This window comes from Sphingopyxis sp. NJF-3 (assembly GCF_053514865.1).
This window is the reverse complement of record NZ_CM130726.1, coordinates 3507797-3532384: the sequence shown is the minus strand read 5'-3', so window position 1 is coordinate 3532384 and position 24588 is coordinate 3507797. Positions and strand designations below refer to the sequence as shown.

Below are 24588 nucleotides of genomic sequence, written 5' to 3'. Positions count from 1 at the left end.
TCCTTTCGTCAGTGCGACGTCTGGCCGAGCAGTTGCCGCGTCACCGGATGCGAGCTGGTGAGGCCGCCGTCGACCGCGATCGCCTGTCCGTTGACATAGCTCGCCTGGTCGCTCGCGAGGAAGAGGGCAACGTTCGCGAGCTCCTCGGGTTGACCCGCGCGCTTCAGCGGATTGAGCTGGCCGATCTTGTGCGTCACGCCCTTTTCCTTGGCATAGTCGAAGGTCGGACGCGTCATCCCCGTCTCGGTCAGCCCGGGGCAGATCGCGTTGACGCGGACATTGGCGCTCGTCATCTGCTGCGCCGCGGTCCGGGCAAGGTTGATGACCCCCGCCTTCGACGCCGAATAGGCGGCCGGGCCCGCGCCCGAATTGATCCCCGCGACGCTCGCCGTGAGAACGATCGCGCCGCCGCGGCCCTGGTCGACCATCGCCTTGCCGGCATGCTTCACCATCAGCGCCGGGCCGATCAGGTTGACGCGCAGCGTCTCGGCCCAGCCCTCGGGCGTGATGTCGAAAATGCCGCCCATGTCGCCGATGATCCCGGCGTTGGCGAAGGCGATGTCAAGCCCGCCATATGTCTCCTTCGCGGTGGCGACGAGCTTCGCGACGTCGGCCTCGACCCCGGCGTCGATCTCCAGCGCGACGACGTCGCCGCCCGCGTCCCTCACCGCCTGCGCGGTGTCGTGGACCGCCGCCGTCTTGTCGCCGATGACCAGCCTCGCGCCCTCGGCGGCGAAGCGCAGCGCGCTCGCGCGGCCGATTCCTGATCCCGCGCCGGTGATGATCGCGATCTTGCCGTCCAATGCGCCCATGTTCATCCTCCGCTCGAAGTGTTGCCGCCGTCGATGACGATCGTCTGGCCGGTGGTGAAGCCGCCCGCCGGGCTCGCGAGGAACACCGCGGCGCCCGCGATCTCGTGCGGCTCGCCGATGCGGCGCAGCGAGGAACGGCGCGTCGACACCTCCAGCGTGTCGGGATTCTCCCACAGCGCGCGCGCGAAATCGGTCTTGATCAGTCCCGGCGCGATGCAGTTCACGCGCACCCCCTGCGGACCGAACTCGTCGGCCAGGTTGCGCGCCATCTGCATATCGGCCGCCTTGGAGATCGCGTAGGCGCCGAGGATCGACGATCCCTTGAGGCCGCCGATCGAGCTGATGATCGTGATCGACCCCTTGCCCGCCGCGAGCATCGCGGGCGCGCACATATGGATCAGCCAGTGGTTGGCGACGATATTATTGTCGAGAATCTTGCGGAACTGCTCGTCGCTGATCCCCGCCGAGGGCCCGTAATAGGGGTTCGACGCCGCGTTGCAGACGAGCGCGGTGACCGGGCCCAAAGCGGCGACGGTCGCGTCGACCAGATGCTGCAGATTCTCCTTCGACGAGATATTCGCCGCGACCGCGATCGCGGTTCCCGGCCCGTGTTTCGCGTTCAGTTCGGCGGCGACCGCGTCGCAGGCGTCCTGCTTGCGGCTCGATATCACGACCTTCGCGCCCTGCTCGGCCATCGCTTCCGCTATGGCCTTCCCGATGCCGCGCGACGATCCGGTGATCAGCGCGACCTGGCCTTTCATGTCGAACAGGCTCATGCGCCGGCCTTTCGTGCGAAGTCCCACGCCTTCTGTGCGAGCGGCAGGACGCGTTCGGACATCGCCTTCGCATGCGCCGAAGAGGCGGTGCCGTCGATGACGCGCTTCTTGATCCCCTGCATGATCCCGGCGAGACGGAAGAAATTATAGGCGAAATACCAGTTCATGTCGGGCACGCCGTCGCGTCCCGTCGCTTGGCAATAACGCTCGACCACCTCATCGAGCTCGGGAATGCCGAGCGCCTTGCGGTCGAGGTCCATCACCCCCGAGCGCCCGCCATTCTCGGTCACCCACGCCATCGCGACATAGGTGAAATCGGCGAGCGGATCGCCGAGCGTCGACAGCTCCCAGTCGAGCACCGCCAGAATCTCGGGCCGGTCCTTGGCCCAGATCATATTGTCGATGCGATAGTCGCCGTGGACGACGCTGGTGCGCGTTTGTTCGGGCAGCGTCGCGGGCAGCCAGGCGATCAGTTGCTCCATCTCGTCCATCGTCTCGGTTTCGGAGAGCTTGTACTGCTTGGTCCAGCGGTCGACCTGGCGGCCGAAATAATTGCCGGGCTTGCCATAGTCGGACAATCCCGCCGCCTCGACATCGACGCCGTGCAGCGCGGCGAGCGTGTCGATCATCGCGAAATAGGTCGCGCGGCGGTTCTCGGGCGTCGACCCCGGCATCGCGCCGTCCCAGATGGTGTGGCCGTCGACCATCCCCATCACATAGAACCAGCTTCCGACCACCTCGTCGTCGGTGCAAAGGCCATATTGGCGCGCGACGGGAAAGCCCGTCTTATACAGTCCCGCCTGCACCTTATATTCGCGGTCGACCGCATGCGCCGAGGGCAGCAGCGGGCCGAAGGGCTTGCGGCGGAGGACGTAATTCCCCGACGGCGCCGATATCTTGTAGGTCGGGTTCGACTGGCCGCCGGCGAACTTGCTCTGGGTCAGCGGACCCGCGAAACCCTCGACATGCGCCTCCATCCACGCGGTCAGCTTCGCCTCGTCGAGCAGGTCGGCGCCCTCGGGCGCGACGGTGCCGCTGAAGGCCTTTTGCGCGTCGAGCGTCATTGATCGAACACGATCACCGACCGTGCGGCGTCGCCCTTCTTCATCTTGTCGAACCCTTCGTTGATCTGTTCGAGCGGAATCGTCTCGGCGACGATGCTGTCGAGGTCGAGCAGTCCGCGCAGGTAGAAATCGACGAGCCGCGGGATGTCGACGGGGAAGCGGTTGCCGCCCATGATCGCACCCTGCAATTTCTTGCCCGAGAGCAGGTCCATCGCGCCGAGTCCGACCTTTTCCGAAAGCGGCATCATGCCCAAAATCGTCGCGGTGCCGCCACGGCGGAGCGAGGCGACCGCGAGGCTCGCCGAGGCGGGGCGGCCCACGGCTTCGATCGCATGGTCGACGCCGCCCCTGGTCAGCTCGACGATCTGCTTCGCGGCATCGTCGGCGAGCGCGTCGACGACGTCGGTGGCGCCCAGCTTCTGCGCCAGCGCGCGCTTCTCGGGTACCGGGTCGGCGGCGATGATGCGTCCCGCGCCGGCGATCTTCGCGGCGTTGATCGTGGCGAGCCCGACGCCGCCGCAGCCGACGACCGCGACGGTCTCACCCGGCGTCACCTTGCACGCGTTGAAGATCGTCCCCGCGCCCGTCGTCACCGCGCAGCCGATCACCGCGGCGCGGTCGAGCGGCATCTCGGGGTCGATCGCGACGCAGGCATGTTCGTGGACCAGCATCACTTCGGAGAAGGCGCTGAGGTTGAGCATCTGGTTGACGATGCTGCCGTCGGGGCGGGTGATGCGCGGCGCCGCTCCGGCGGCGCGGCGGGTGTCGCCGCCCATGCACAGCGACATGCGCCCCGAAACGCAGAATTCGCAGTGGCCGCAGAAGGCGGACAGGCAGGTGACGACCGCGTCGCCCGGCTTCACCGTGCGCACCTCGCTGCCGACCGCCTCGACGATGCCCGCGGCTTCGTGGCCGGGGATCGCGGGCAGGGGGTGCGGATAGGCGCCCTCGATGAAATGCAGGTCCGAATGGCAGAGTCCGCAGGCGGCGGTGCGGATGCGCACCTCGTGCGGCCCGGGCTTGTCGACGACGACCTCCTCGACGACGAGCGGCTTGCCGGGTTCGATCAGGACGGCGGCTTTGGTCATCTAAAATCTCCGTTCGTCCCCCTCCCGCTTGCGGGAGGGGTTAGGGGAGGGGATGCCGAACGCGAACCGGGACAGGCCCTCCCCCGGCCCCTCCCGCAAGCGGGAGGGGAGGCTAGCGCGAAACCCCGATGTCGCCCGACGAAAAGCCCGGATCGCTCGCCGGCGAATGCTTGGCGAGCTCGATCCGCGCGATCGCGCGCGCGTGCACTTCGTCGGGACCGTCGGCGAGCCGCAGGGTCCGCTGGTGGGCATAGGCGTTGGCGAGACCGAAATCGTCGGAAACGCCGCCGCCGCCATGCGCCTGGATCGCGTCGTCGATGATCTGCAGCGCCATGTTCGGCGCCTGCACCTTGATCATCGCGATCTCGGCCGCGGCCGCCTTGTTGCCGATCTTGTCCATCATGTCGGCGGCCTTGAGGCACAGGAGGCGCGTCATCTCGATGTCGATGCGCGCGCGCGCGATGCGCTGCTCCCAGATGCTGTGCTCGGCGATCGTCTTGCCGAAGGCGACGCGCGACTGGAGCCGCTTGCACATCTTCTCCAGCGCTTCCTCGGCGACCCCGATCGTGCGCATGCAGTGGTGGATGCGGCCCGGCCCGAGGCGGCCCTGCGCGATCTCGAAGCCGCGGCCTTCGCCCAACAGCATCGCGTCCTCGGCATTGACGCGCACGTCCTTCAGCTCGACCTCCATATGGCCGTGCGGCGCGTCGTCATAGCCGAAGACGGGCAGGTGGCGCAGCACGGTGATCCCCGGCGCGTCCATCGGCACCGCGAGCATCGACTGCTGCTGGTGGCGCTTGGCGCCGAAGTCGGTCTTGCCCATCACGATCGCGACCTTGCAGCGGGGGTCGCCGACCCCCGACGACCACCATTTGCGGCCGTTGATGACATAATCGTCGCCGTCGCGCTCGATCCGCGTCTCGATATTGGTCGCGTCGGACGAGGCGACCGCGGGCTCGGTCATCAGAAAGGCCGAGCGGATCTCGCCGTTCATGATCGGCTTCAGCCAGCGTTCCTTCTGCGCCGCGGTGCCGTAGCGGTGGAACACCTCCATGTTTCCGGTGTCGGGCGCCGAGCAGTTGAACACCTCGCTCGCGAAGCCGACACGGCCCATCTCCTCGGCGCACAGCGCATATTCGAGGTTGGTGAGGCCCGGCCCCTCGAACTCGAAACTCTCGTCGACATGGTGGTGCGCGGCGCTGCGCGGCGGCATGAACAGGTTCCAGATGCCCGCGGCCTTCGCCTCGGCCTTCAGATCCTCGACGATCTGGATCACCTTCCAGCGATCGCCGGTGCGGTCCTGCTCCTTGTAGGTGGCCACGGCGGGGCGGATCTTGCGCTCGACGAATTCGCGTACGCGGCCCTGCCAATGCTTCTGCCGGTCGGTGAGGTCGAAATCCATCGCGTGCTTCCTTTCCCTTTACGTTCACGTAAGCCTTTGGACCGATTCGCCCCCCTTTGCCAAGTCCCGCCGCGCAGAAAGTTGCCAGCCGGAGCGCGGCGGCGCAATCTTCCGTTACGGCCGCGGCTCCTCGCTATCGGCCGGACGCCGCGGGGTCGAGGCGAGGGCGGCCAGCCGTGCCTCGTGACTGGCCCGGTCGATCGCATAGCGGCGCAGCCCGGCGGTCGCCATGATCCCGATCAAAATCATCAGCCCGGCGAAAATCCACGCCATCGTCGCGGCGGTGCTCGCGGGCCAGTCCTCGGGGCGCACCCGGTCGCTGAGGCCGACATAGGCGACGAGCTGGCCGACAAGGAAGATGCCGAGCGCCTGCCCGAACTTCTGGACCATCAGATAGCCGGCGAAGAAGACGCCCTCGATGCGTGTGCCGTGATCGACCTCGTGCGCCTCGACGATCTCGGCGACCATCGACGAGGTCGAAATGGTCGCGACGATCAGCCCGAACAGCGACGTCGTCTGGAACGAGAGGAGCAGCGCCATCGACGTCCAGCTGCCGAGTTCGGGCCACCAGCCGAGGTTGCGCGCCGCATAGGGCAGAAAGGCGATCGCGCCGCTCGCCAGCGCCGCGCCGATCGCGGTGTCGCGCTTGCCGAAGCGGCGATGGGCATGGCCGACCGCGGCGAAGGCGCCGAACACGGCGATCGCGAGCCCGGCGGGATACCAGGCGAGCTGCGCGTCGCTCATCTGCCAGACGTAGAGCATCATGTAGTTGGTCGAGGCGATCGTCGTCGCATAGCCGGTGGTGACGAACAGCGCGCCGCTGGCCAGCGCGACGAAGGCGGGATTGCGAAAGGCGAGGACGATGTCGGCGAGCATCGCCTTGCTGTGGTGCGCGGCGGCGGGCGGCGGCGGCAGCGCGAGGATGCGGCGCTGCTGCCCGAACGCCGAACCGAGCGTCGACACGACGATCAGCGCCGCGCCGAACAGGCCGAAGGCGGCATAGCCCGACGGATCGAGCAGGCCGTTGGTCGCCGGATCGTCCGATTTCAGGAAATAGCCATAGGCGAGCGCGACCGCGAGCAGCCCGCCGAGCCAGCCGAACAGGAAGCGGAAGCGCATCAGCGCGGTGCGCTCGTCATAATCGCGCGTCAGCTCGGCGACGAGCGAGATCGACGGTATCTCGCACGCCGACACCAGCACGCGCACCGCGACGACGTTCAGGAACAGTCCCAGCGTCGAATGCGCGGCCACATCGGGCGACATCCACAGCAACGCCCAGGCGATCGCCATCGGCAGTGCCGCGCCGTACAGCCAAGGCAGCCGCCGCCCGAGCCGCGTACGCGTCGCGTCCGACAGCCGGCCGATCAGCGGGTCGACCATCGCATCGACGAACATCGCGCCGATCAGGATCAGCGAGACCACGCGCGGGTCGAACCCCAGCACCTGGTTGTAATAGATCATGAAGAAGGTGGTGAGCCCCGACTCCTTGATCCCCAGCGTCACGCTGCCGAGGCCGTGCGCGGCCTTGATCCGCGTCGGCAACCGGAGCGGGAGAGTGCTTTGCGTCATCGCGCCGTGCCCGCCTCCGCCGCGGCGAGCGCGGCGACGCGCGCCTCATGGTCTTCGCGGTTGATCGGATAATAGCGGAAGATCATCGACGAAACGATCGCGAACAGGATCACCAGCACGCAGTAATAGAAGGAGAAATTGTCGACCACGCTTTCGGGCACCTTGGCCGGATCGGCCTTTTCGGGGATTCCCGCAAGGTCGACGAGCAGCCCGGTGACGAAGATGCCGAGCCCGGTCGCGCATTTCTGCATGAAGAAATTGCCAGCGAAGAAAGTGCCCTCGCTGCGCCGCCCGGTCTGAACCTCCGATGCCTCGACGATATCGGCGATCATCGACCCGCCCGAGATCATCACCGAAACGCTGAACAGATTGGCGAGGAAGAAGAAGACGAACAGGCCGGCGGTCGACGCGACGCTCCCCTCGACCGGCCACAGGTGCAGGTGGCGCAGCACGAAGGGCGTGACCCAGAAGACCATGCCGATCAGCCCGCCGGCGATCGCGGTCGTCCGCTTGCCGAAGCGCCGGTGCGCGGGGCCGACGAGCAGGAAGGTGCCGACGACGCTCGCGAACAGCACCCAAGGATAGAGCATGAAGGCTTCGGGGGAGAAGCGCCAGATGAAGAGATAGAGATAGTTGGAGATGGAGAAGGTGATCCCCTGGCTCGTATAGGCGATCGCGCCCGCGGCGAGCAGCACCAGGAAGGCGGGATGGGTCAGCGATTCGCGAATCTCGCGAAAGGCGGTGCCGAGGCTGAAGGCCGACGGCTTGCGGTCGGGCCAGCGCGCCGCCCAGCGATGCTGGCCCGCGGCCGAGATGAGCACCGTCGCCGCCATCAGCAGCCCGCCGAACAGTCCATATTGATAATAGCCCTCGACCGCGAGCAGCGACTTGGCGAGAAACACGTCATAGGCGAGGAAGAGCATCAGCAGCCCGCCCGCCCAGCCGAACAGATAGCGATAGCGCATCAGGGTCGTGCGCTCGTCATAGTCGCGCGTCAGTTCGGGGAGCAGCGCGACCGACGGGACCTCGCAGCAGGAGACGAGGCTGCGCACGATCACCGCGACGGCGACGAGATGCCAGAATCCGGGCGCCCCTTCGCCGCCCGGCGTCCACAGTGCGAACCAGGCGAAGGCGAGCGGGATCGGCGCGAGATAGAGCCACGGCAGCCGGCGGCCCCAGCGCGTGTGCGTCTGGTCGGACAGATAGCCGATCACCGGATCGACGAAGGCGTCGAGGACGAGCGCGAGCATCAGCGCGAAGCTGACCAGCTTCGCGTCCATCCCCAGCACCTGATTGTAGAAGAGCAGCAGAAAGGTCGAAAAGCCGTTGTCCTTGACCCCATAGGCGATGCTGCCGAGGCCGTGGAACATCTTGAGGCGCAGCGGCAGCCGCGCCGGCGCGGCCGCCTCGCTCACGCGCCCGCCCCGGCCTTGGCCGCATCCTCCATCGCGGTGAGCGCGTCGAACAGCCCCGGCGCCTCGGGGTCCCAGGCGTGGCGCTGCCCGATCGTCAGCCCGCCGTCGACCAGCAGGTGGGTGCCGGTCATGAACGACGAGTCCTCGCCGGCGAGATAGGCGACCGCGTTGGCGATATCCTCGGGCTGCCCGCCGCGCGCGACGGGCTGTGCCTGCGCGCTCATCCCCGCGATGATCGCCTTCGCCGCGTCCTTGCTTTCGTCGGGCACTTCGAGCGACGAGGTGAAGATATTGGTGTTGATGAAGCCGGGGCAGATCGCGTTCACGCGGATGCCGTACTGCGCGAGGTCGGTCGCCGCGACCTTGGTCAGGTGGAGCACCCCCGCCTTCGCCACCGCATAGGCGGTCGGCGAATAGCCCGCGCCGAGCGCCGCGACGCTCGCGGTGTTGACGATGCTCGCGCCCTTGCGGCCCTTCATGTGCGGGCTTGCATAGCGGATGCCCATCGCCACCGATTTCAGTAGCAGGTCCATCGTCCGGTCCCAGCCCTCGGGGGTGATCTCGTCGATCGGAGCGCGGTCGCCGCCGGCGCCGGCATTGTTGAAGACGATGTCGATGCCGCCCGCCTTCGCCGCGGCCGCGTTCATCAGCGCCTCGATGTCGGCGGGCCGGGTGACGTCGCAGCGGACGAAATCGATCTTGCCGTTCGACTGTTCGGCGAGCGCGCGTCCGCCCGCCTCGTCGATGTCGGCGGCGAAGACGTGCGCGCCCTCGCCCGCGAGTTTCAGGACGGCCGCCTTGCCGATGCCCGATGCCGCGCCGGTGACCACGGCGACCTTGCCTGCGAATCGCATGATGCTGCTCTCCCGTTTTCTTTTGCGACCTAGCTTAGGGGCGTCACAAGGCGCGTCAACGGCCAGCCATCCGACGCTACGGCGCCGTAACGGCAGGTCGGCCGGGTCAAGTTGACGCTTGCGTAAACTTGGCGACTCCCCTTAATTTGCATGCCAGAAGAGGAGCCCGAAAGATGAGCGAGCTGGACGCTTTCCGCGCCGACGTGCGCGCCTGGCTGGAAGCCAATTGCCCCCCCGAAATGCGCGAGCCCGTCCGCGACGAGGGCGACGTCTGCTGGGGCGGGCGCAAATGGGTGTTCAAGAACGACGCGCAGAAACAGTGGCTCGAAGCGTGCGTGGCGAAGGGCTATACCGTTCCCGACTGGCCGAAGGCCTATGGCGGCGCGGGCCTCAGCCCCGAAGAGACGAAGGTGCTGCGGCAGGAAATGAAGCGCATCAATGCGCGCTCGCCGCTCGACAGCTTCGGCATCTGGATGCTCGGCCCCGCGCTGCTCAAATTCGGCACCGAGGAGCAGAAGGTCCATTATCTCACCCAGATCGCGCGCGGCGAGATCCGCTGGTGCCAGGGCTATTCGGAACCGGGTTCGGGCAGCGACCTCGTGAGCTTGCAGACCTTTGGCGAAGACAAGGGCGATCACTGGGTCGTCAACGGGTCGAAAATCTGGACCAGCTACGCCGACAAGGCCGACTGGATTTTCTGCCTCGTCCGCACAGACAAGGCGAACAAATATCAGGGCATCAGCATCACCTTCATGCTCTTCGACATGGAGAGCAAGGGCGTCACGACCAAGCCGATCCTGCTGATTTCGGGCAACAGCCCCTTCTGCGAAACCTTCTTCGACGATGTCGAGGTGCCGAAGACGCAATTCATCGGCGAAATCAATCGCGGCTGGGACGTCGCCAAATATCTGCTCGGCCACGAACGCGAGATGATCTCGGGCGGCGGCGCGGGCGGCGACATGGTCAGCATCGGCGGCGCGTTCGCGAAAGCCTTTGGCAAGAACGCCGCGGGCGAACTCGACGACCCGATCCTGCGCGCCGAAATGGCCGCGTTCGATGTCGACGTCTTCGCCTATCGCGCGATGGGCGAGCGCTTCATGGATATGTGGAAGACCGGGCGCGCGCACCCGGCCAGTTCGAACATGATGAAATATGTCGGCACCGAGCTCAACAAGCGCCGCCACGAGCTTGTCATGTCGGGCGGCGGCAGCGAAGCGCTCGAATGGGACAGCGAAGAGACGAAGGGCGGCGCCCGCGCGCGCGGCTGGCTCCGGACCAAGGCCAATTCGATCGAAGGCGGGACGAGCGAAGTCATGCTCAACGTCATCGCCAAGCGCATCCTCGATTTGCCGGGGGCGTAGCTGGTTTCACCCCTCCCCTTCAGGGGAGGGGCAGAGAGACTTGGTCCGGCGTCAGCCGGGCCTTAGTCGAGCGGGGTGGGGTTCATCGGCCTTGCGCACCGCTGACAGACCCCACCCCAACCCCTCCCCTGAAGGGGCGGGGCCAAGGAGAAGACAATGCCGCTCTACCACAATGACGACCAGGCGATGCTCAAGGACAGTGTCGCGCCCTTTATGACCGAACAGGCCCCCGTCTCGCACCTCCGCAAACTCCGCGACAGCGCCGACGCGACCGGCTTCTCGCGCGACCTCTGGGCGCAGTTCACCGAAATGGGCCTCCCCGGCATGCTGGTTCCCGAGGCGCACGGCGGGCTCGGCATGGGGCATATGGAGGCGGGGATCGTGCTCGAGGAGATCGGCCGCAACCTGACCCCGTCGCCCTTCCTCTCGACCGGCGTCGGCGCGGTCGCCGCACTGGCGAAGGCGGGCGGCACGCAGGCGGGCCGCTGGCTCCCCGCCATTGCCTCTGGAGAGGCGATCGTCGCGCTCGCGATCGACGAAGGCGCGAAGCACCGCCCCGACCGCATCGCGACGACCGCGACGCGCGCCGGCAACGGCTTTCGCCTCGACGGCAAGAAGAGCTTCGTCCTCCACGGCCATGTCGCCGACATGAGCATCGTCGCGGCGAAGACCGACGGCGGTATGACGCTGTTTGCGGTGCCGAAGGACGCCAAGGGCCTCACCGCCGATCCGCGCCGCCTCGTCGACTCCAGCCTCGCGAGCCACGTCACCCTCGACGGCGTCGAGGTCGACGCCGACGCGGTGATCGGCGAGGTCGATGCCGGCGGCGAGATCCTCGATGCGCTGCTCGCCGCGACGCGCACCGGCGCCGCCGCCGAGATGGTCGGCGTCGGGCAGGGCGCGATGGACATGACGGTGAACTACCTCAAGGAACGCAAGCAGTTCGGCAAGCTGATCGGCGAGTTCCAGGGCCTCCAGCACCGCGCCGCGCATCTCTATGGCGAGATGGAAGTCGCGCGCGCCACCGTGATGAAGGCGCAGCAACTCTTGGACGAGGGCAGTGAAGGCGCGAAGCTGATGGTCTCGGTCGCCAAGGCCAAGGCCGGTCGCGCCGCGAACCTCGCGGTGCGCGAGGGCGTGCAGATGCATGGCGGCATCGGCATGACCGACGAATATGACATCGGCCTCTACATGAAACGCGACCGCGCGCTGGCGGAGTATATGGGCGATGTGCACTACCACATCGACCAGGTCGCGCGGATGAACGGGTACTAATCTCACCCCTCCCGCTTGCGGGAGGGGCAGCGAGACTTGCGAGCTTGCTCGCTAGTCGCAGCGGGGAGGGCCTGCAACATGCCCCACCCCAACCCTCCCCTGAAGGGGAGGGAGTCGAAAGGATGATCTTATGAACCTTCAGAACATGTTCGGCCTCGACGGCCGCATCGCGCTCGTCACCGGCGGCTCGCGCGGGATCGGCAAGATGATCGTCGAGGGCTATCTCGCCGCCGGCTGCGCGCGCGTCTATATCTCGGCGCGCAAGACCGCGCAGATCGAGGAAGCCGTCGCCGATTTCGAAACCCGCTATCCGGGCAAGGTCGTCGGCCTCCCCGTCGACCTCGCGACCGTCGAAGGCTGCCGCGCGCTGGCGAAAGAGATTGAGGCGCGCGAGGAAAGGCTCGACATCCTCGTCAACAACGCGGGCGCCGCGTGGGGCGAGCCGTTCGAGGGCTTCCCCGAGGCGGGCTGGGACAAGGTGATGGACATCAACGTCAAATCGCCCTTCTTCCTGACGCAGGCGCTCCACGGGCTGCTCAAGGCCGCGGGCACGCACGAACGTCCCGCAAAGGTCATCAACATCGGCTCGATCGACGGCATGCGCCTCAACCCGTGGGAAACATACAGCTACCACGCGTCGAAGGCGGCGATCCTCTATCTCACCAAGCGCCTCGCGGCGCGGTTGGTCACCGATCATATCCTCGTCACCGCGATCGCGCCCGGCGCCTTCCAGTCGGACATGAACAAGGCCGCGCGCGACCATGGCGACGCGGTCGCGAAGAGCATCCCCGTCAAGCGCATCGGCGTGCCCGAGGATATGGCGGGCGCCGCGATCTTCCTCGCGTCGAAGGCGGGAGACTATGTCGTCGGCGACACGATCGCGGTCGACGGCGGCCTCGTCCACGGCGACCTCAAGACCAGCATCGACGCCTGAGCCAGCCCGCTGCTCCTCCCTCGTCACCCCGGACTTGATCCGGGGTCCATTCCTGCCGCCGTGGTCATGGATGCCGGATCAAGTCCGGCATGACGAAAGAAACGTTGATAGAGGTGTCTCCCTAGTGTATTATCAAGATAACGCACCAAGGAGACCCGCCATGCGCCTCGCTTTCCTGATCCCCCCGATCCTTCTGCTCGCCGCCTGCGGGCAGAAGGACGAGAAGAAGACCGAAACCGAAATCTCGATCAACGCCGACGGCGAGGGCGGCGGGGTGCAGATCAAGGCCGGTCAGGATGGCGGCAAGCTCAAGATCGGGGGCAAGGACGGCACCGCGATCAACATCGACATCCCCGATTTCGTCGACCTCGACGTCCAGGGTGATTTCGACATCGACGGGGTCAAGCTCTATCCCGGCAGCACGGTGACAAAGGTGGATGTCAACGCGAGCGACAGGGGCGGTGCCGACAAGGCGACGGTGAACCTCGGCTTCACCTCCCCCGCCGCGCCCGCCAGGGCCGCCGACTGGATGGCGGCCGAATTCGCGAAGAAGGGCGTCAAGGTCACGCGCGACGGCGACACGCTCGCGGGCACTGACAAGGACGGCGACGATTTCACCATCCGCTTCGGCCCCGATGGCGCCACGAGCAAGGGCGAGGTGCGGATCGTTTCGAAATAGGGCGTCGCCCCAGCGAAAGCTGGGGCCGTTGTCGGCGTGGCGCGAGGTCGCCGGCGGTCCCAGCCTTCGCTGGGACGACGATTCAGCCGCTGTTCCGCAGCGCCGTCGCGATCGCGTTGATGGTGAGCTGGATGCCCTCGGCGATGCGCGGATCGGTTTCGCCGGCGCGATGGCGCTTCATCAGCTCGATCTGGAGCAGGTTCAACGGCTCGATATAGGGCAGCCGCAACCGGATCGACGCCTCGAGCGCCGGATTCTTCTCGAGCAGCCGCGTCTGGCCGGTGATCGTCAGCAGCCCGTCGTGCGCGCGGTTCCAGCCGTCGCGGATGCGGGCGAAGATCGCGTCATGCCCGTCGACCGCGCTCGCCAGCCCGGCATAGCGCGCCGCGATCCCCATGTCCGATTTGGCGAGCACCATCTCCATATTGTCGAGCAAGGCCGCGAAGAAGGGCCAGCTTTGCGCCATGTCGGCGAGCAGCGCCTGATCCTCGAACGCCGTGAACGCCTCGCCCGTCCCGTACCAGCCGGGCAGCATGGCGCGCGACTGCGCCCAGCTGAACACCCAGGGAATGGCGCGCAGGTCCTCGATCGCGCCGCTCTTGGTGCGGCTCGACGGGCGCGACCCGATCTTCAGCGTCGCGATCTCCGCGATCGGCGTCATCGCGCGAAAGAAATCCTTGAACCCCGCCGTCTCGTAGACGAGTCCGCGATAGGCGGCGAAGGCGGTGTCCGACAGCGCCGCCATCGCTGCGGCGTAGCGTGGGTGGTCTTCCTCGCGGATCGCATCGGGCTCGAGGCTGGCGAGCAGGCTGGCCGAGACCATCGCCTCCAAATTGGTCGCGGCGCTGTCGACGCCGCCATATTTGGCCGCGATCACCTCGCCCTGCTCGGTGATGCGGATGCGTCCCTGCACCGTCGCCGCCGGCTGGGCGCGGATCGCCGCGAAGGCGCTACCGCCACCGCGACCGACCGCGCCGCCGCGGCCGTGGAACAGCTGCATCGCGCTGCCCGCCTTTTCGAACACCGGGGTCAGCGCCTGCGATGCCTGGTGCAGCCCCCAGGTCGAGGTCAGATAGCCGCCGTCCTTGTTCGAATCCGAATAGCCGATCATCACTTCCTGATATCCGCGGACCCCGATCTGCGGGCCGACCTCGGGCATCGCGAAATAGCGCGTCATGATGTCGGGCGCGCGGCCGAGGTCGTCGATCGTCTCGAACAGCGGCACCACCATCAGGTTCGCCGCGCCCGCCTCGGCGCCGCTCCGCCACAGCCCGCCCTCGCGCGCCAACACATGCACTTCGAGCAGGTCGGACAGGTCCTGCGCCATCGAGATGATCCACTGGCAGATCGTGTCGTTCCCCAGCCGCCGGCGCACGTCGGCCGCGGCATGGACGATCGCCAGCTCGCCCGCGGTCTCCTCGCTCCATTCGTGCCACGGCGCCGCGAGCGGGCGGTCGCTGGCGAGCTCGGCGGTGAGCAGCGCGACGCGCTCCGCCTCGCTCAGCGCCCGATAGTCGGCGCACACGCCCGAAACGCTGAGCAGCTCGGCGAGCACGCGCTCGTGCACCGCGCTGTTCTGCCGCATGTCGAGCGTCGCGAGGTGAAAGCCGAAAACCTCGACCGCGCGGATCAGCCGCCCGAGCGCGCCGATGCCGCCGAGCTGGCCCTCGCCGCTCGCCGACAGGCCGCCGGCGATGGTGACGAGGTCGCGGCGGAAATCGGCCGGCGCGGCATAGGGCTCGCCCGCCAGCGTCGAGGGGCGCGGCGGCGGCTTGCCGACGATCCCGGCATAGGTCGCGCACAGCCGCGCATAGAGGCCCGACAGCGCGCGGCGATAGGGCTCGTCGCGGCGGCTCGGCGCCGCGTCGCCGCTCGCCTCTGCGAGCGCCTCGACCGCCGCCGGGACGGGGGCGAGCGCCGACGATACCGACAGCTCGGCGCCGAGCGCGTGGACGGCATCGAGATAATGGCCGAGCACCGCGGCGGCGTTGCGCCCGGTCGCCATGCGCAGCGTCTCGGCGGTGACGAAGGGGTTGCCGTCGCGGTCGCCGCCGATCCAGCTTCCGACGCGCAGGAAGCTCGCGGGGCGCTGCCCCAACTCCGTCTCCCAGCGCGCATAGAGCTTGGGCACCACCGGCAGGAAGACGTCGCGCAAATAAGTGAGCGCATTGTCGATCTCGTCGGCGACGAACAATTTTTCGGTGCGCAGCGGGCGCGTCTGCCACAGCAGTACGACCTGGCGGCGGATCGCCTCTTCGACAAGGTCGCCTTCGGGCGTTTCCATGGCCCCGGCATCGCGCAGCCGCATCAGCTCGGCGATGCGGTTCTTGTGGTCGAGCATCGACTTGCGGCGCACCTCGGTCGGGTGCGCGGTCAGCACCGGCGCGATCAGCGCGGCGTCGAGCAGCGCCGCGACCGCCGCCGCGTCGACCCCGTCGGCGTCCAGCTTCGCAAGCGCCGCGGCGACCGTCGCCTCGGGCTCGGCGGCGACCCCTTGCCGGTCCTCGGCGAGGTTGGCGAGCATCGAAAACAGCATGAAACCACGCACGAAGGCGATGGTGTCGTCGAGGCTCAGCGCCTCGAGCCCCGGATCGATCGCCTCGGCCCCGGCGATGCCGCGGTGCCGGTCGACGCTTGCTGAGCGGATATATTCGGTCTGGCGAAACAGCTTTTCGCCGCCATAGGCGCGGATGACGTCGCCCAGGATCCGCCCGAGATAGCGGATGTCGGGGTTCTGCGAAATCTGGATCGGCGGGCCCATGGGCGCTAGTTGCTGCACCGCAGCAGACGCTGCGTCAAGCAGCGCATAGCTATGCGCCGCACGGCGTGCGGGCGCGCGTCAGCGCGTCCGCACCATCACCAGCGTTCCCATGTCGATCCGAGGCCGCCCGTCGAAGGTCACGCCATTATGCGTGTCGGTGATGAACATCAGCTTTCCCGAGGCGTCGGTGATCCGCGCCGAAACCGAATAGCGGCCGCGCGGGTCGAGCTTGCGCTGGTCGACCGTCAGCGAAAAGGCGAAGGGCACCTGGCGGCCGTCGGCGGTGAAGGATTGCCGCGCGATCGTGCGCGACGGCGCATCCATCAGGCTGACGTCGGCGAGCTGGATCTCGACCTGTGCCGTCGGCGGCAGCGCCATGCGCTCGCGATAGGTGACGCTGCCGGTGACGCTGACCGGCTGCTCAGAGGGCATCAGCGTCGCGCAGGCCGCAAGCGGCAGCGTGGCGAGGCTCAGGGCGAGGGTGCGGGCGAAACGAACCATGACTATTCTCCTGTTGGGTCGGGGGTGCCCTGGACCCGCCGCGATGAACCTGTGCTGTCGCGCTCGTTATGGGCCCGTCAACCCTCCAGCTCGACGTCCCAATAGAGCCAGTCGATCCAGCTTTCGTGCAGATAATTCGGCGGAAAGGCGCGGCCATTGTCCTGGAGCTGCCAGCTCGTCGGGCGCCACGGCTGGCGGTGGATCGGCATATGCGCTTGGCTCGGCGTGCGGCCGCCCTTCTTCAGGTTGCACGGGGCGCAGGCGGTGGTGACATTTTCCCAGCTCGTCCGCCCGCCGAGCCGGCGCGGCACGACATGATCGAAGGTCAGATCCTTGCCCGACCCGCAATATTGGCAGGCGAAGCGGTCGCGCAGGAACAGGTTGAAGCGCGTGAAGGCCGGATGCTGCGACGGCTTCACATATTGGCGGAGCGCGATCACGCTCGGAATCGGCATCGTCTTCGTCGGCGAATGGATCTCGCGCTCATAATTCTCGACGATCGTCACGCGGTCGAGGAATACCGCCTTGACCGCGGTCTGCCACGGCCACAGGCTCAGGGGATAATAGCTCAGCGGCGTATAATCGGCGTTGAGGACAAGCGCAGGACAGGCATCGGGATGGCGGGCGAGATCGGGATGGAACATGGCTTTACGACGCTGCCCCCTTTGCTGCGCGGGATGGCGCGCCACTGCCGTTCCCAAGTGACAGCGTCATTACATCACGCATATGATTCTGACGTCAAGGGGGCATCTGCCGCAACATATGGAAGGATTCGCCGGCAGCGGCTACAGCATCTGGATTCGGCCGCGCGCCCATGCTGACCCGTTTCGCGCCGAGCCCGACCGGCGAACTCCATCTCGGCCACGCCTGGAGCGCGCTGCTCGCGCATGATGCGGCGCGCGATGCGGGCGGCGAATTCCATCTCCGCATCGACGACATCGACGGCAGCCGGTCGCGCGAGGCCTATGTCGATGCGGCGCTCGCCGACCTCGAATGGCTCGAGCTCGGCTGGGACGGCGCGCCCGTGCGCCAGTCGCAGCGCCTCGGCGATTATGACGCGGCGCTCGCCGATCTCCGCGCGCGCGGCCTCGTCTATCCGTGCTTCTGCACCCGCGCCGACATCGCGGCGAGCCTTGCGGCGCCGCACGGACCGGCCGGCGCCGTCTATCCCGGCACCTGCCGCCACCTCGGCGCCGCGATGCGCGAGCGCCGGCTCGCGGAGGAGCCGCATTGCTGGCGGCTCGACATGCGCCAGGCGGCGGCGCGCGCGGGCGATCTCGCCTGGGAGGAGGCGGGGCGGGGGATGCGCGCCGCCGACCCCGCGGCGCACGGCGACATCGTTCTCGCGCGCAAGGACGCGCCCGCGAGCTATCATCTCGCGAGCACGCTCGACGACGCCGCGATGCGGGTCACGCACGTCGTGCGCGGCGCCGACCTGATCGCCTTGACCGACGTCCACCGCCTGCTCCAGGCGCTGCTCGGCCTCGCCACCCCCGTCTATCGTCACCACGCGCTCGTCTGCGGCGCCGACGGGCAGCGGCTCGCGAAGCGCGACGCCGCGGCGTCGCTCGCTTCGCTGCGCGAAAGCGGCGTCGACGGCAAAATGCTCGCCGCCGATTTGCGCGCCGGGCGCCTTCCCGCTGGCTATTCGCTGCAAACTCCCTAAATAGGGCGCATGACCATCCTGCTCGTCCTTGCCGTCATCGTGGCCGCCGGCCTCGTCCTGTTCGCGCTGGCGCGCGGCCTCTTCTATTTCGCGCAGGGCCACCGCGCCGCGATGGACGGCACGGCGCACGACAATCAGGTGATGCAGAACAAGATGATGATGGCGCGCGTGAAATGGCAGGCGATCACGATCATCCTGCTCGTGCTGATCGGCTTCCTCGCCGCCGGCAGCTAAAAGCCGCGCGCAGCCCGACCGATGGTCAAGCTCAACAAGATCTACACGCGCACCGGTGACGACGGCACCACGGGGCTCGTCGACGGCTCGCGTATCGCCAAGGCGGCGCCGCTGATGGCGGCGATCGGCGATGTCGACGAAGCGAACAGCGCGGTCGGCCTCGCCGCCGCCGCACTCGCCGCGGACAGCGCCGAAGCCGCGATGCTCGCGCGCATCCAGAACGAGCTGTTCGACCTCGGCGCCGACCTTGCGACCCCCGCCGATGCCGAACACGGCTTCGGCCCGCACGACATGGCGCTGCGCATCGTACCCGGCCAGATCGCGCGGCTGGAGGCCGAGATCGACGCGATGAACGCCGCGCTCGAACCGCTCCGAAGCTTCATCCTGCCCGGCGGTACCGAGGCGTCGGCGCGCCTCCACCTCGCGCGCGCGATCGCGCGCCGCGCCGAGCGCGCGGCCGTCGCCGCGGTCGCGACGCGCGACCTCAACCCGCTCGCGCTCGCCTATCTTAATCGGCTGTCGGACCATCTCTTCGTGATGACGCGCCACATCAACGCCGCGGCGGGCGGCGATATCCTGTGGAAGCCCGGCGCTACGCGCTGACGGAATAAACCTCCCGCTTCGGAGGCGATTCCTTCGTTTGCAAGCCGGCGGCTGCTTTGGGGTGGGGAGGTGCCGTTCAAAATCACGTCATGCTGAACTTGTTTCAGCATCCATGGCCAGACCTCTCGTTCGATGCCGCGTCGAAGTAGACGGCAGGCCATGGACCCTGAAACAAGTTCAGGGTGACGATGGTGAAATGGCCGCTACGGTCGATTCCCGACATTCGTCATCCCGGACTTGATCCGGGATCCCGCTTTTTGAGGCATCGACTGGCTTGGACATCCAGCGGGACCCCGGATCAAGTCCGGGGTGACGATCGACCACCGGCCGCTCTCGGCCGAAAGCTGCCATCCCGTCTCTCCATCCTCACTCAATCGTTCCCTTTATGTTCTAGACAAATCACTCCACCGTAACCATAATCGGACGGCACGCGAAACCGAATCGCACTCCGGGGAATTGTCTTCCTATGGCCAGCCGTACCGATGCTTCACCCCCGACCGACACCCTTCCGCACGCGAATCTGGGCCGGCGCTTCGCCGCGACGCGGCGTCTGTCGCTCGACCTCGCGGCGCCGCTCTCCGACGCCGACGCGAGCGCGCAGTCGATGGCGGACGCCTCGCCCGCCAAATGGCATCTCGCGCACACGACCTGGTTTTTCGAGACCTTCGTGCTGCGCGACCATGCGCCCGGCTACCACGTGTTCGACACCCGCTACCCCTATCTCTTCAACAGCTATTACGAGGCCGAGGGGCCGCGCCATACGCGGGCGCGGCGCGGGCTGCTGACGCGCCCCTCGCTCGACGAAGTCCGCGTCTGGCGCGCGCATGTCGATGCCGCGTTGCAGAGCGCGCTGCCCGACCTGCCGCGCGCGGCGCATATGCTTGTCGAACTCGGCATCCAGCACGAGCAGCAGCACCAGGAACTGCTCCTCACCGACATCAAGCATCTCTTCGCGCAGAACCCGCTCGGCCCCGCGGTCTGGGACGAAACCGCTTTCGCGAGTGAAGTCGCGCAGTTTTCCACGGTTTCAGGATCGGCATCCGAAGCGGCGGGGGCGATGCGATGGGTCAAGGGCGCGGAGGGTATCGTGCCGATCGGCCATGCTGCCGACGGCTTTGCATTCGACTGTGAAGTTCCGCAGTTTTCGGCGCTTCTGACCCCGCACGCGCTCGCCAGCCGGCCGGTGACGAACGGTGAGTGGCAGGCGTTCATCGCCGACGGCGGCTACCATGCACCCTCGCTCTGGCTCAGCGATGGCTGGGCATGGGTAGAGGCCGAGAATATCGACGCGCCGCTCTATTGGCGCGAGGGGCGCCAATTCACGCTGGCGGGCTGGCAGTCGATCGACCCCGCCGCGCCGGTCGCCCACATCAGCTTCTACGAAGCCGACGCCTTCGCGAGCTGGGCCGGCGCGCGCCTGCCGACCGAATTCGAATGGGAAGCGGCCGCCGCGGCGCTCGACCCGCTGGGCGGGCAGCAGCTCGACGTGGCCGGGCCGGCGCAGCCGGAGGCGGCGGGCGGCGACACCGGATTGCAACAGATGTTCGGCAGCGTGTGGGAATGGACCGGCAGCGCCTATCGTCCCTATCCGGGTTTCCGCCCCGTTCCCGGCGCGGTCGGCGAATATAATGGCAAGTTCATGAGCGGCCAGTTCGTGCTGCGCGGCGGCAGCTGCGCGACCCCGCGCGGCCATGTGCGCGCCAGCTACCGCAACTTCTTCTACCCGCACCAGCGCTGGCAGTTCACCGGCGTGCGGCTTGCCAAGGATCTTTGATATGGGCGTGGTCCGTCACCTGCGGCAGGTCGACGCCGACGACGCCGGCATCGACATCGCCTTCCGCGCCGACGTTCACGCCGGGCTTTCGCAGGCGCAAAAGGCGGTTCCGGCGCGCTGGTTCTACGACGCGACCGGCTCGGCGCTGTTCGAGGATATCACCGCGCTTCCCGAATATTATCCGACGCGCAGCGAGACCGACCTGCTGAAGCGGCACGCCGCGGCGATGGCGGCGGCGATCGGCCCCGGCCGCGCGGTCGTCGAGCTGGGATCGGGCAGTTCGACCAAGACGCCGCTTCTCCTGGAGGCGATCGCGCCCGCCGCCTATGTTCCGGTCGATATTTCGGGCGATTTTCTGCGCGACAGCGCCAGGGCGCTCGCGGCGCGCTTTCCGGGCCTTGCCGTCTATCCGGTCGAGGCCGATTTCACGCACCAGATCGAACTGCCGCGCGAAATCGGTCCGCTGCCCAAACTCGGCTTCTTTCCGGGCTCGACGATCGGCAACATGGTCGCGCGCACCGCGATCGACCTGCTCCGAAGCTGGCGCGGGGCGCTCGGCGACGGGTCGCTGCTCCTGATCGGGATCGACCGGATCAAGGATATCGGCGTGTTGACGAGCGCCTATGACGACCCGGCGGGGGTCACCGCGGCGTTCAACCTCAACCTGCTCGAACGCATCAACCGCGAGCTGGGCGGAACCATCCCGGTCGAGAATTTCGCCCATCGTGCGATCTGGAACGACGTTCACGCGCGGATCGAGATGCACCTTGTCGCCGCGTGCGACATGGAATTCCGCGTCGACGGCCGCGCCTATCATATGGCGAAGGGGGAGACGATCCACAGCGAGAACAGCCACAAATACGGCCCGCGCGACGCGAATCTGCTGCTCCGGGCGGGCGGCTGGACCCCGGTCGCGGCCTGGGACGACGCCGACCCCGCCTTCGCGCTGATCCTCGCGCAGGCGACCGAGTTCCGCTCGGCCCCTTGACGCAGGCGACCGATCACTTAGGGCAACCTGCCATATCGTCATCCCGGCGAAGGCCGGGATCCCGCCGTTTCCGTAAAACGCGTCGGCGAGATTCCGGCCTTCGCCGGGATGACGGACTGGACCTCAAGATTTTTCGGGAGATAGAGTCATGATCGTCGGCGTGATCGGGGCGGGGCAAATGGGCGCGGGGATCGCGCAGGTCTCGGCGGGCGCCGGGCACGATGTGCTGCTGTCCGACATCGACCTCGCGCGCGCCGAGGCGGGCAAGGCGGCGATCGCCAAGGCGCTCGGCCGCCTCGTCGCCAAGGAGAAGATGGGGCAGGCCGACGCCGACGCGCTGCTCGCCCGCATCGCCCCGGTCGCCGATCATGCCGCCTTCGCCCCCGCCGAACTGGTGATCGAGGCGGCGACCGAGCGCGAGGAGATCAAGCGCGCGATCTTCGCCAGCGTCGGCGCGCACCTGTCGAACAGCGCGATCCTCGCGTCGAACACCAGCTCGATCCCGATCACCCGTCTCGCGCAGGCGGCGCCCGACCCGGCGCGCTTCATCGGCGTCCATTTCTTCAATCCGGTGCCGGTGATGGGGCTGATCGAGCTGATCCGCGGCCTCGCCACCTCCGACGATACGCTCGCGAAGGTCGAGGCCTATGGCCGCGGGCTCGGCAAGGAGATCGTCCATGCGAACGACGCGCCGGGGTTCATCGTCAACCGCGTGCTGATGCCGCTGATCAACGAGGCGGTGTTCGCGCTGGGCGAGGGGGTCGCGACGATGCAGGACATCGACACCGGATGCCGCCTCGGCCTCAACCATCCGATGGGGCCGATCACGCTTGCCGACTTCATCGGGCTCGACACCTGCCTCGAGATCATCCGCGTGCTCCACAGCGGCACCGGCGACCCCAAATTCCGCCCCGCGCCGCTGCTCGTCCAATATGTCGACGCCGGCTGGGTCGGCAAGAAGGCCGGGCGCGGCTTCTACGACTGGACGGGACCGGAGCCCGTGCCGACGCGGTGAGCGGCTACGATCCTTCGACCCTGCAATTCTACGCCGACGAAGCGCCGGTTTACACCGCGTCGGGTGCGGGCGGCGTCAGTCGGCATCTCCCCGCCTTCGCTGACCTCCTGCCGCCCGGCGCGTGCATCCTCGAACTCGGATGCGGCGGGGGGACCGACGCCGCCTATCTGGCCGCTCGCGGCTTTGCCGTCGATCCGACCGACGGTGTCGCGGCGATCGCGGCCAAGGCCTCCGAGCGGCTCGGCCGCGCCGTCCGCGTGATGCGGTTCGACGAACTCGACGCCGACGCCGCCTATGACGCGGTCGTCGCCTCGGCGTCGCTCCTGCACGTGCCTCGTCCGGCGCTGACCGCCATCCTGGCGCGCGTCCACCGCGCGCTGCGGCCCGGCGGCTGGCATCTCGCGACTTACAAGGGCGGCGGGTGCGAGGGGCGCGATCGGTTCGGGCGCTATTTCAACTATCTCTCGGCCGATGACGCCGCGACCCATTACCGTGCCGCTGCGCTCTGGGCTCAGGTCGAGATCGAAGAGGGCATGGGCGGGGGTTATGATGGCGTCCAGGGACCGTGGATCAAGGTAACCGCGCGGCGCTGACACGGGGGGCATGGGTGGGGCATGGGCGGTGCCGCCGAAGCGGTCAGGGAAAACAGAGGAGGAAGCGATGCAGGTCACCAACATCCGCCCGTTCACGGCCGCTGTGCCGCAGGCGGCGCTCGACGATCTCAAGGACCGGCTTGCGCGGACGCGCTGGCCCGAGAAGGAGACGGTCGACGACTGGGACCAGGGCTTGCCGCTCGCCTATGCGCAGGAGCTGGCGGCCTATTGGCGCGACCATCACGACTGGCGCCGCGTCGAAGCGCGGCTCGATGCGCTGCCCAATTTCCTCGCCACGGTCGACGGGCTCGACATTCATTTCCTCCATATTCGCTCGGCGAATCCGGACGCGCGGCCGCTGATCCTGACCCACGGCTGGCCGGGGTCGGTGCTCGAATTTCTCGACGTGATCGAACCCCTGTCGACCGACTTTCATCTCGTGATCCCGTCGCTTCCCGGCTACGGCTTTTCGGGCAAGCCCGCGGTCGCCAAATGGAGCGTCGAGCATATCGCGGCGGCATGGAACGCGCTGATGCTCGCGCTCGGCTACGACCGCTATTTCGCGCAGGGCGGCGATTGGGGCAGCGCGGTGACCTGCGCGATCGGGGTGGCGCACGGCGATCATTGCGCGGGCATCCACGTCAACATGGTCGTCGGCGCGCCGCCGCCCGAGATGATGGCCGAACTCAGCGACACCGAAAAGGCCTATCTCGCGCGCTTCGCCTGGTATCAGGCAAAGGACAGCGGCTATTCGACGCAGCAGGCGACGCGGCCGCAGACGATCGGCTATGCGCTCACCGATTCGCCGGCCGGGCAGATGGCGTGGATCGTCGAGAAATATCACGGCTGGACCGACTGCGGCCACCAGCCGGGCGGCCAGTCGATCGGCGGCCATCCGGAAAATTCGCTGTCCAGGGATGCGATGCTCGACACGGTCAGCCTCTATTGGCTAACCGCCAGCGCCGCCTCGTCGGCGCGGCTCTACTGGCACAGCTTCCGCAGCTTCGTCGCCGGCGAGATTCACGTCCCGACCGCGTGCAGCCTGTTCCCGAACGAGATCATGCGCCTGTCGCGGCGCTGGGCCGACGGGCGCTATCGCAACATCGTCTATTGGAACGAGCTCGACCGCGGCGGCCATTTCGCAGCCTGGGAACAGCCAGAGCTGTTCGCGGCCGAACTGCGAAAGGCTTTCGCGTCGATGACGCTCTAAATTGGCCGCGGCAC

The 24588-nt window shown here is 67.6% G+C and carries 23 protein-coding genes; 12 read left to right on the top strand and 11 right to left on the bottom strand.

What is annotated here, in order from left to right:
• Positions 1-8: 8 nt before the first annotated feature.
• The 8 genes from ACOTSS_RS16990 to ACOTSS_RS16955 form a co-directional block, all read right to left on the bottom strand.
• Positions 9-812, bottom strand: a complete 804-nt coding sequence (locus tag ACOTSS_RS16990) for an SDR family NAD(P)-dependent oxidoreductase (RefSeq protein WP_448689163.1) — start codon at positions 810-812, stop codon at positions 9-11.
• Positions 813-814: 2 nt separating this feature from the next.
• A complete protein-coding gene (locus tag ACOTSS_RS16985) occupies positions 815-1588 on the bottom strand; it encodes an SDR family NAD(P)-dependent oxidoreductase (RefSeq protein ID WP_448689162.1) in 774 nt (257 codons plus the stop codon).
• Entirely contained in the window at positions 1585-2652 is a 1068-nt protein-coding gene (locus ACOTSS_RS16980; protein ID WP_448689161.1) for a phosphotransferase family protein, read from the bottom strand. The genes ACOTSS_RS16985 and ACOTSS_RS16980 overlap by 4 nt, the downstream gene beginning before the upstream one ends.
• Positions 2649-3740 (bottom strand): Zn-dependent alcohol dehydrogenase, encoded by a 1092-nt coding sequence (locus ACOTSS_RS16975; protein WP_448689160.1) that lies wholly within the window; start codon positions 3738-3740, stop codon positions 2649-2651. Before ACOTSS_RS16975 ends, ACOTSS_RS16980 begins: the two co-directional genes overlap by 4 nt.
• A 112-nt stretch (positions 3741-3852) precedes the next feature.
• Positions 3853-5142 (bottom strand): acyl-CoA dehydrogenase family protein, encoded by a 1290-nt coding sequence (locus ACOTSS_RS16970; protein ID WP_448689159.1) that lies wholly within the window; start codon positions 5140-5142, stop codon positions 3853-3855.
• 114 nt (positions 5143-5256) lie between these two features.
• Positions 5257-6711, bottom strand: a complete 1455-nt coding sequence (locus ACOTSS_RS16965; protein WP_448689158.1) for an MFS transporter — start codon at positions 6709-6711, stop codon at positions 5257-5259.
• Positions 6708-8126 (bottom strand): MFS transporter, encoded by a 1419-nt coding sequence (locus ACOTSS_RS16960; protein WP_448689157.1) that lies wholly within the window; start codon positions 8124-8126, stop codon positions 6708-6710. The genes ACOTSS_RS16965 and ACOTSS_RS16960 overlap by 4 nt, the downstream gene beginning before the upstream one ends.
• The gene (locus tag ACOTSS_RS16955; RefSeq protein WP_448689156.1) at positions 8123-8980 is read right to left on the bottom strand and encodes an SDR family NAD(P)-dependent oxidoreductase; all 858 of its coding nucleotides are present in this window, start codon (positions 8978-8980) and stop codon (positions 8123-8125) included. The genes ACOTSS_RS16960 and ACOTSS_RS16955 overlap by 4 nt, the downstream gene beginning before the upstream one ends.
• 173 nt (positions 8981-9153) lie before the next feature.
• Here ACOTSS_RS16955 and ACOTSS_RS16950 point away from each other — a divergent pair, with 173 nt between their 5' ends.
• From ACOTSS_RS16950 to ACOTSS_RS16935, 4 genes are all read left to right on the top strand, one after another.
• Positions 9154-10341 carry an acyl-CoA dehydrogenase family protein gene (locus ACOTSS_RS16950; protein ID WP_448689155.1) on the top strand — a complete coding sequence of 396 codons (1188 nt, stop codon included), beginning with the start codon at positions 9154-9156 and terminating at the stop codon, positions 10339-10341.
• A 156-nt stretch (positions 10342-10497) separates the two neighbouring features.
• Positions 10498-11616: an acyl-CoA dehydrogenase family protein gene (locus tag ACOTSS_RS16945; protein WP_448689154.1), complete on the top strand. Its 1119-nt coding sequence runs from the start codon at positions 10498-10500 to the stop codon at positions 11614-11616.
• A gap of 130 nt (positions 11617-11746) precedes the next feature.
• The gene (locus ACOTSS_RS16940) at positions 11747-12550 is read left to right on the top strand and encodes an SDR family oxidoreductase (protein WP_448689153.1); all 804 of its coding nucleotides are present in this window, start codon (positions 11747-11749) and stop codon (positions 12548-12550) included.
• Between the two features lie 160 nt (positions 12551-12710).
• The gene (locus ACOTSS_RS16935; protein WP_448689152.1) at positions 12711-13229 is read left to right on the top strand and encodes a hypothetical protein; all 519 of its coding nucleotides are present in this window, start codon (positions 12711-12713) and stop codon (positions 13227-13229) included.
• An 82-nt stretch (positions 13230-13311) separates the two neighbouring features.
• On the opposite strand, the gene ppc is transcribed toward ACOTSS_RS16935, so the two are convergent.
• The 3 genes from ppc to ACOTSS_RS16920 all read right to left on the bottom strand — a co-directional run bounded on the left by ppc (position 13312) and on the right by ACOTSS_RS16920 (position 17135).
• Positions 13312-15990 carry a phosphoenolpyruvate carboxylase gene (gene ppc, locus ACOTSS_RS16930; protein ID WP_448689151.1) on the bottom strand — a complete coding sequence of 893 codons (2679 nt, stop codon included), beginning with the start codon at positions 15988-15990 and terminating at the stop codon, positions 13312-13314.
• Between the two features lie 78 nt (positions 15991-16068).
• Positions 16069-16491 (bottom strand): YbaY family lipoprotein, encoded by a 423-nt coding sequence (locus tag ACOTSS_RS16925; protein ID WP_448689150.1) that lies wholly within the window; start codon positions 16489-16491, stop codon positions 16069-16071.
• Positions 16492-16568: 77 nt separating this feature from the next.
• Positions 16569-17135 carry an HNH endonuclease gene (locus ACOTSS_RS16920; RefSeq protein ID WP_448689149.1) on the bottom strand — a complete coding sequence of 189 codons (567 nt, stop codon included), beginning with the start codon at positions 17133-17135 and terminating at the stop codon, positions 16569-16571.
• A gap of 170 nt (positions 17136-17305) precedes the next feature.
• On the opposite strand from ACOTSS_RS16920, the gene gluQRS reads away from it, so the two are divergent.
• The 8 genes from gluQRS to ACOTSS_RS16880 all read left to right on the top strand — a co-directional run bounded on the left by gluQRS (position 17306) and on the right by ACOTSS_RS16880 (position 24574).
• Entirely contained in the window at positions 17306-18157 is an 852-nt protein-coding gene (gene gluQRS / locus ACOTSS_RS16915; protein WP_448689148.1) for a tRNA glutamyl-Q(34) synthetase GluQRS, read from the top strand.
• Between the two features lie 9 nt (positions 18158-18166).
• Entirely contained in the window at positions 18167-18391 is a 225-nt protein-coding gene (locus ACOTSS_RS16910) for an HIG1 domain-containing protein (protein WP_448689147.1), read from the top strand.
• Between the two features lie 21 nt (positions 18392-18412).
• Entirely contained in the window at positions 18413-18994 is a 582-nt protein-coding gene (locus ACOTSS_RS16905) for a cob(I)yrinic acid a,c-diamide adenosyltransferase (RefSeq protein ID WP_448689146.1), read from the top strand.
• Between the two features lie 466 nt (positions 18995-19460).
• Positions 19461-20768: an ergothioneine biosynthesis protein EgtB gene (gene egtB / locus ACOTSS_RS16900; protein WP_448689145.1), complete on the top strand. Its 1308-nt coding sequence runs from the start codon at positions 19461-19463 to the stop codon at positions 20766-20768.
• Position 20769: 1 nt separating this feature from the next.
• Entirely contained in the window at positions 20770-21756 is a 987-nt protein-coding gene (gene egtD, locus ACOTSS_RS16895; RefSeq protein WP_448689144.1) for an L-histidine N(alpha)-methyltransferase, read from the top strand.
• A gap of 148 nt (positions 21757-21904) precedes the next feature.
• Positions 21905-22771, top strand: coding sequence for a 3-hydroxyacyl-CoA dehydrogenase NAD-binding domain-containing protein (locus ACOTSS_RS16890; RefSeq protein ID WP_448689143.1), 867 nt, complete (start codon positions 21905-21907; stop codon positions 22769-22771).
• Positions 22768-23364, top strand: a complete 597-nt coding sequence (locus ACOTSS_RS16885) for a class I SAM-dependent methyltransferase (RefSeq protein WP_448689142.1) — start codon at positions 22768-22770, stop codon at positions 23362-23364. Before ACOTSS_RS16890 ends, ACOTSS_RS16885 begins: the two co-directional genes overlap by 4 nt.
• Positions 23365-23431: 67 nt before the next feature.
• Positions 23432-24574, top strand: a complete 1143-nt coding sequence (locus ACOTSS_RS16880) for an epoxide hydrolase family protein (protein WP_448689141.1) — start codon at positions 23432-23434, stop codon at positions 24572-24574.
• Positions 24575-24588: the final 14 nt, after the last annotated feature.

Coding starts and splice junctions, on each gene's coding strand:
- ACOTSS_RS16990 (WP_448689163.1), bottom strand. CDS start 812: ATGGGCGCATTGGACGGCAAGATCGCGATCATCACCGGCGCGGGATCA.
- ACOTSS_RS16985 (WP_448689162.1), bottom strand. CDS start 1,588: ATGAGCCTGTTCGACATGAAAGGCCAGGTCGCGCTGATCACCGGATCG.
- ACOTSS_RS16980 (WP_448689161.1), bottom strand. CDS start 2,652: ATGACGCTCGACGCGCAAAAGGCCTTCAGCGGCACCGTCGCGCCCGAG.
- ACOTSS_RS16975 (WP_448689160.1), bottom strand. CDS start 3,740: ATGACCAAAGCCGCCGTCCTGATCGAACCCGGCAAGCCGCTCGTCGTC.
- ACOTSS_RS16970 (WP_448689159.1), bottom strand. CDS start 5,142: ATGGATTTCGACCTCACCGACCGGCAGAAGCATTGGCAGGGCCGCGTA.
- ACOTSS_RS16965 (WP_448689158.1), bottom strand. CDS start 6,711: ATGACGCAAAGCACTCTCCCGCTCCGGTTGCCGACGCGGATCAAGGCC.
- ACOTSS_RS16955 (WP_448689156.1), bottom strand. CDS start 8,980: ATGCGATTCGCAGGCAAGGTCGCCGTGGTCACCGGCGCGGCATCGGGC.
- ACOTSS_RS16950 (WP_448689155.1), top strand. CDS start 9,154: ATGAGCGAGCTGGACGCTTTCCGCGCCGACGTGCGCGCCTGGCTGGAA.
- ACOTSS_RS16945 (WP_448689154.1), top strand. CDS start 10,498: ATGCCGCTCTACCACAATGACGACCAGGCGATGCTCAAGGACAGTGTC.
- ACOTSS_RS16940 (WP_448689153.1), top strand. CDS start 11,747: ATGAACCTTCAGAACATGTTCGGCCTCGACGGCCGCATCGCGCTCGTC.
- ACOTSS_RS16935 (WP_448689152.1), top strand. CDS start 12,711: ATGCGCCTCGCTTTCCTGATCCCCCCGATCCTTCTGCTCGCCGCCTGC.
- ppc (WP_448689151.1), bottom strand. CDS start 15,990: ATGGGCCCGCCGATCCAGATTTCGCAGAACCCCGACATCCGCTATCTC.
- ACOTSS_RS16925 (WP_448689150.1), bottom strand. CDS start 16,491: ATGGTTCGTTTCGCCCGCACCCTCGCCCTGAGCCTCGCCACGCTGCCG.
- ACOTSS_RS16920 (WP_448689149.1), bottom strand. CDS start 17,135: ATGTTCCATCCCGATCTCGCCCGCCATCCCGATGCCTGTCCTGCGCTT.
- gluQRS (WP_448689148.1), top strand. CDS start 17,306: ATGCTGACCCGTTTCGCGCCGAGCCCGACCGGCGAACTCCATCTCGGC.
- ACOTSS_RS16910 (WP_448689147.1), top strand. CDS start 18,167: ATGACCATCCTGCTCGTCCTTGCCGTCATCGTGGCCGCCGGCCTCGTC.
- ACOTSS_RS16905 (WP_448689146.1), top strand. CDS start 18,413: ATGGTCAAGCTCAACAAGATCTACACGCGCACCGGTGACGACGGCACC.
- egtB (WP_448689145.1), top strand. CDS start 19,461: ATGGCCAGCCGTACCGATGCTTCACCCCCGACCGACACCCTTCCGCAC.
- egtD (WP_448689144.1), top strand. CDS start 20,770: ATGGGCGTGGTCCGTCACCTGCGGCAGGTCGACGCCGACGACGCCGGC.
- ACOTSS_RS16890 (WP_448689143.1), top strand. CDS start 21,905: ATGATCGTCGGCGTGATCGGGGCGGGGCAAATGGGCGCGGGGATCGCG.
- ACOTSS_RS16880 (WP_448689141.1), top strand. CDS start 23,432: ATGCAGGTCACCAACATCCGCCCGTTCACGGCCGCTGTGCCGCAGGCG.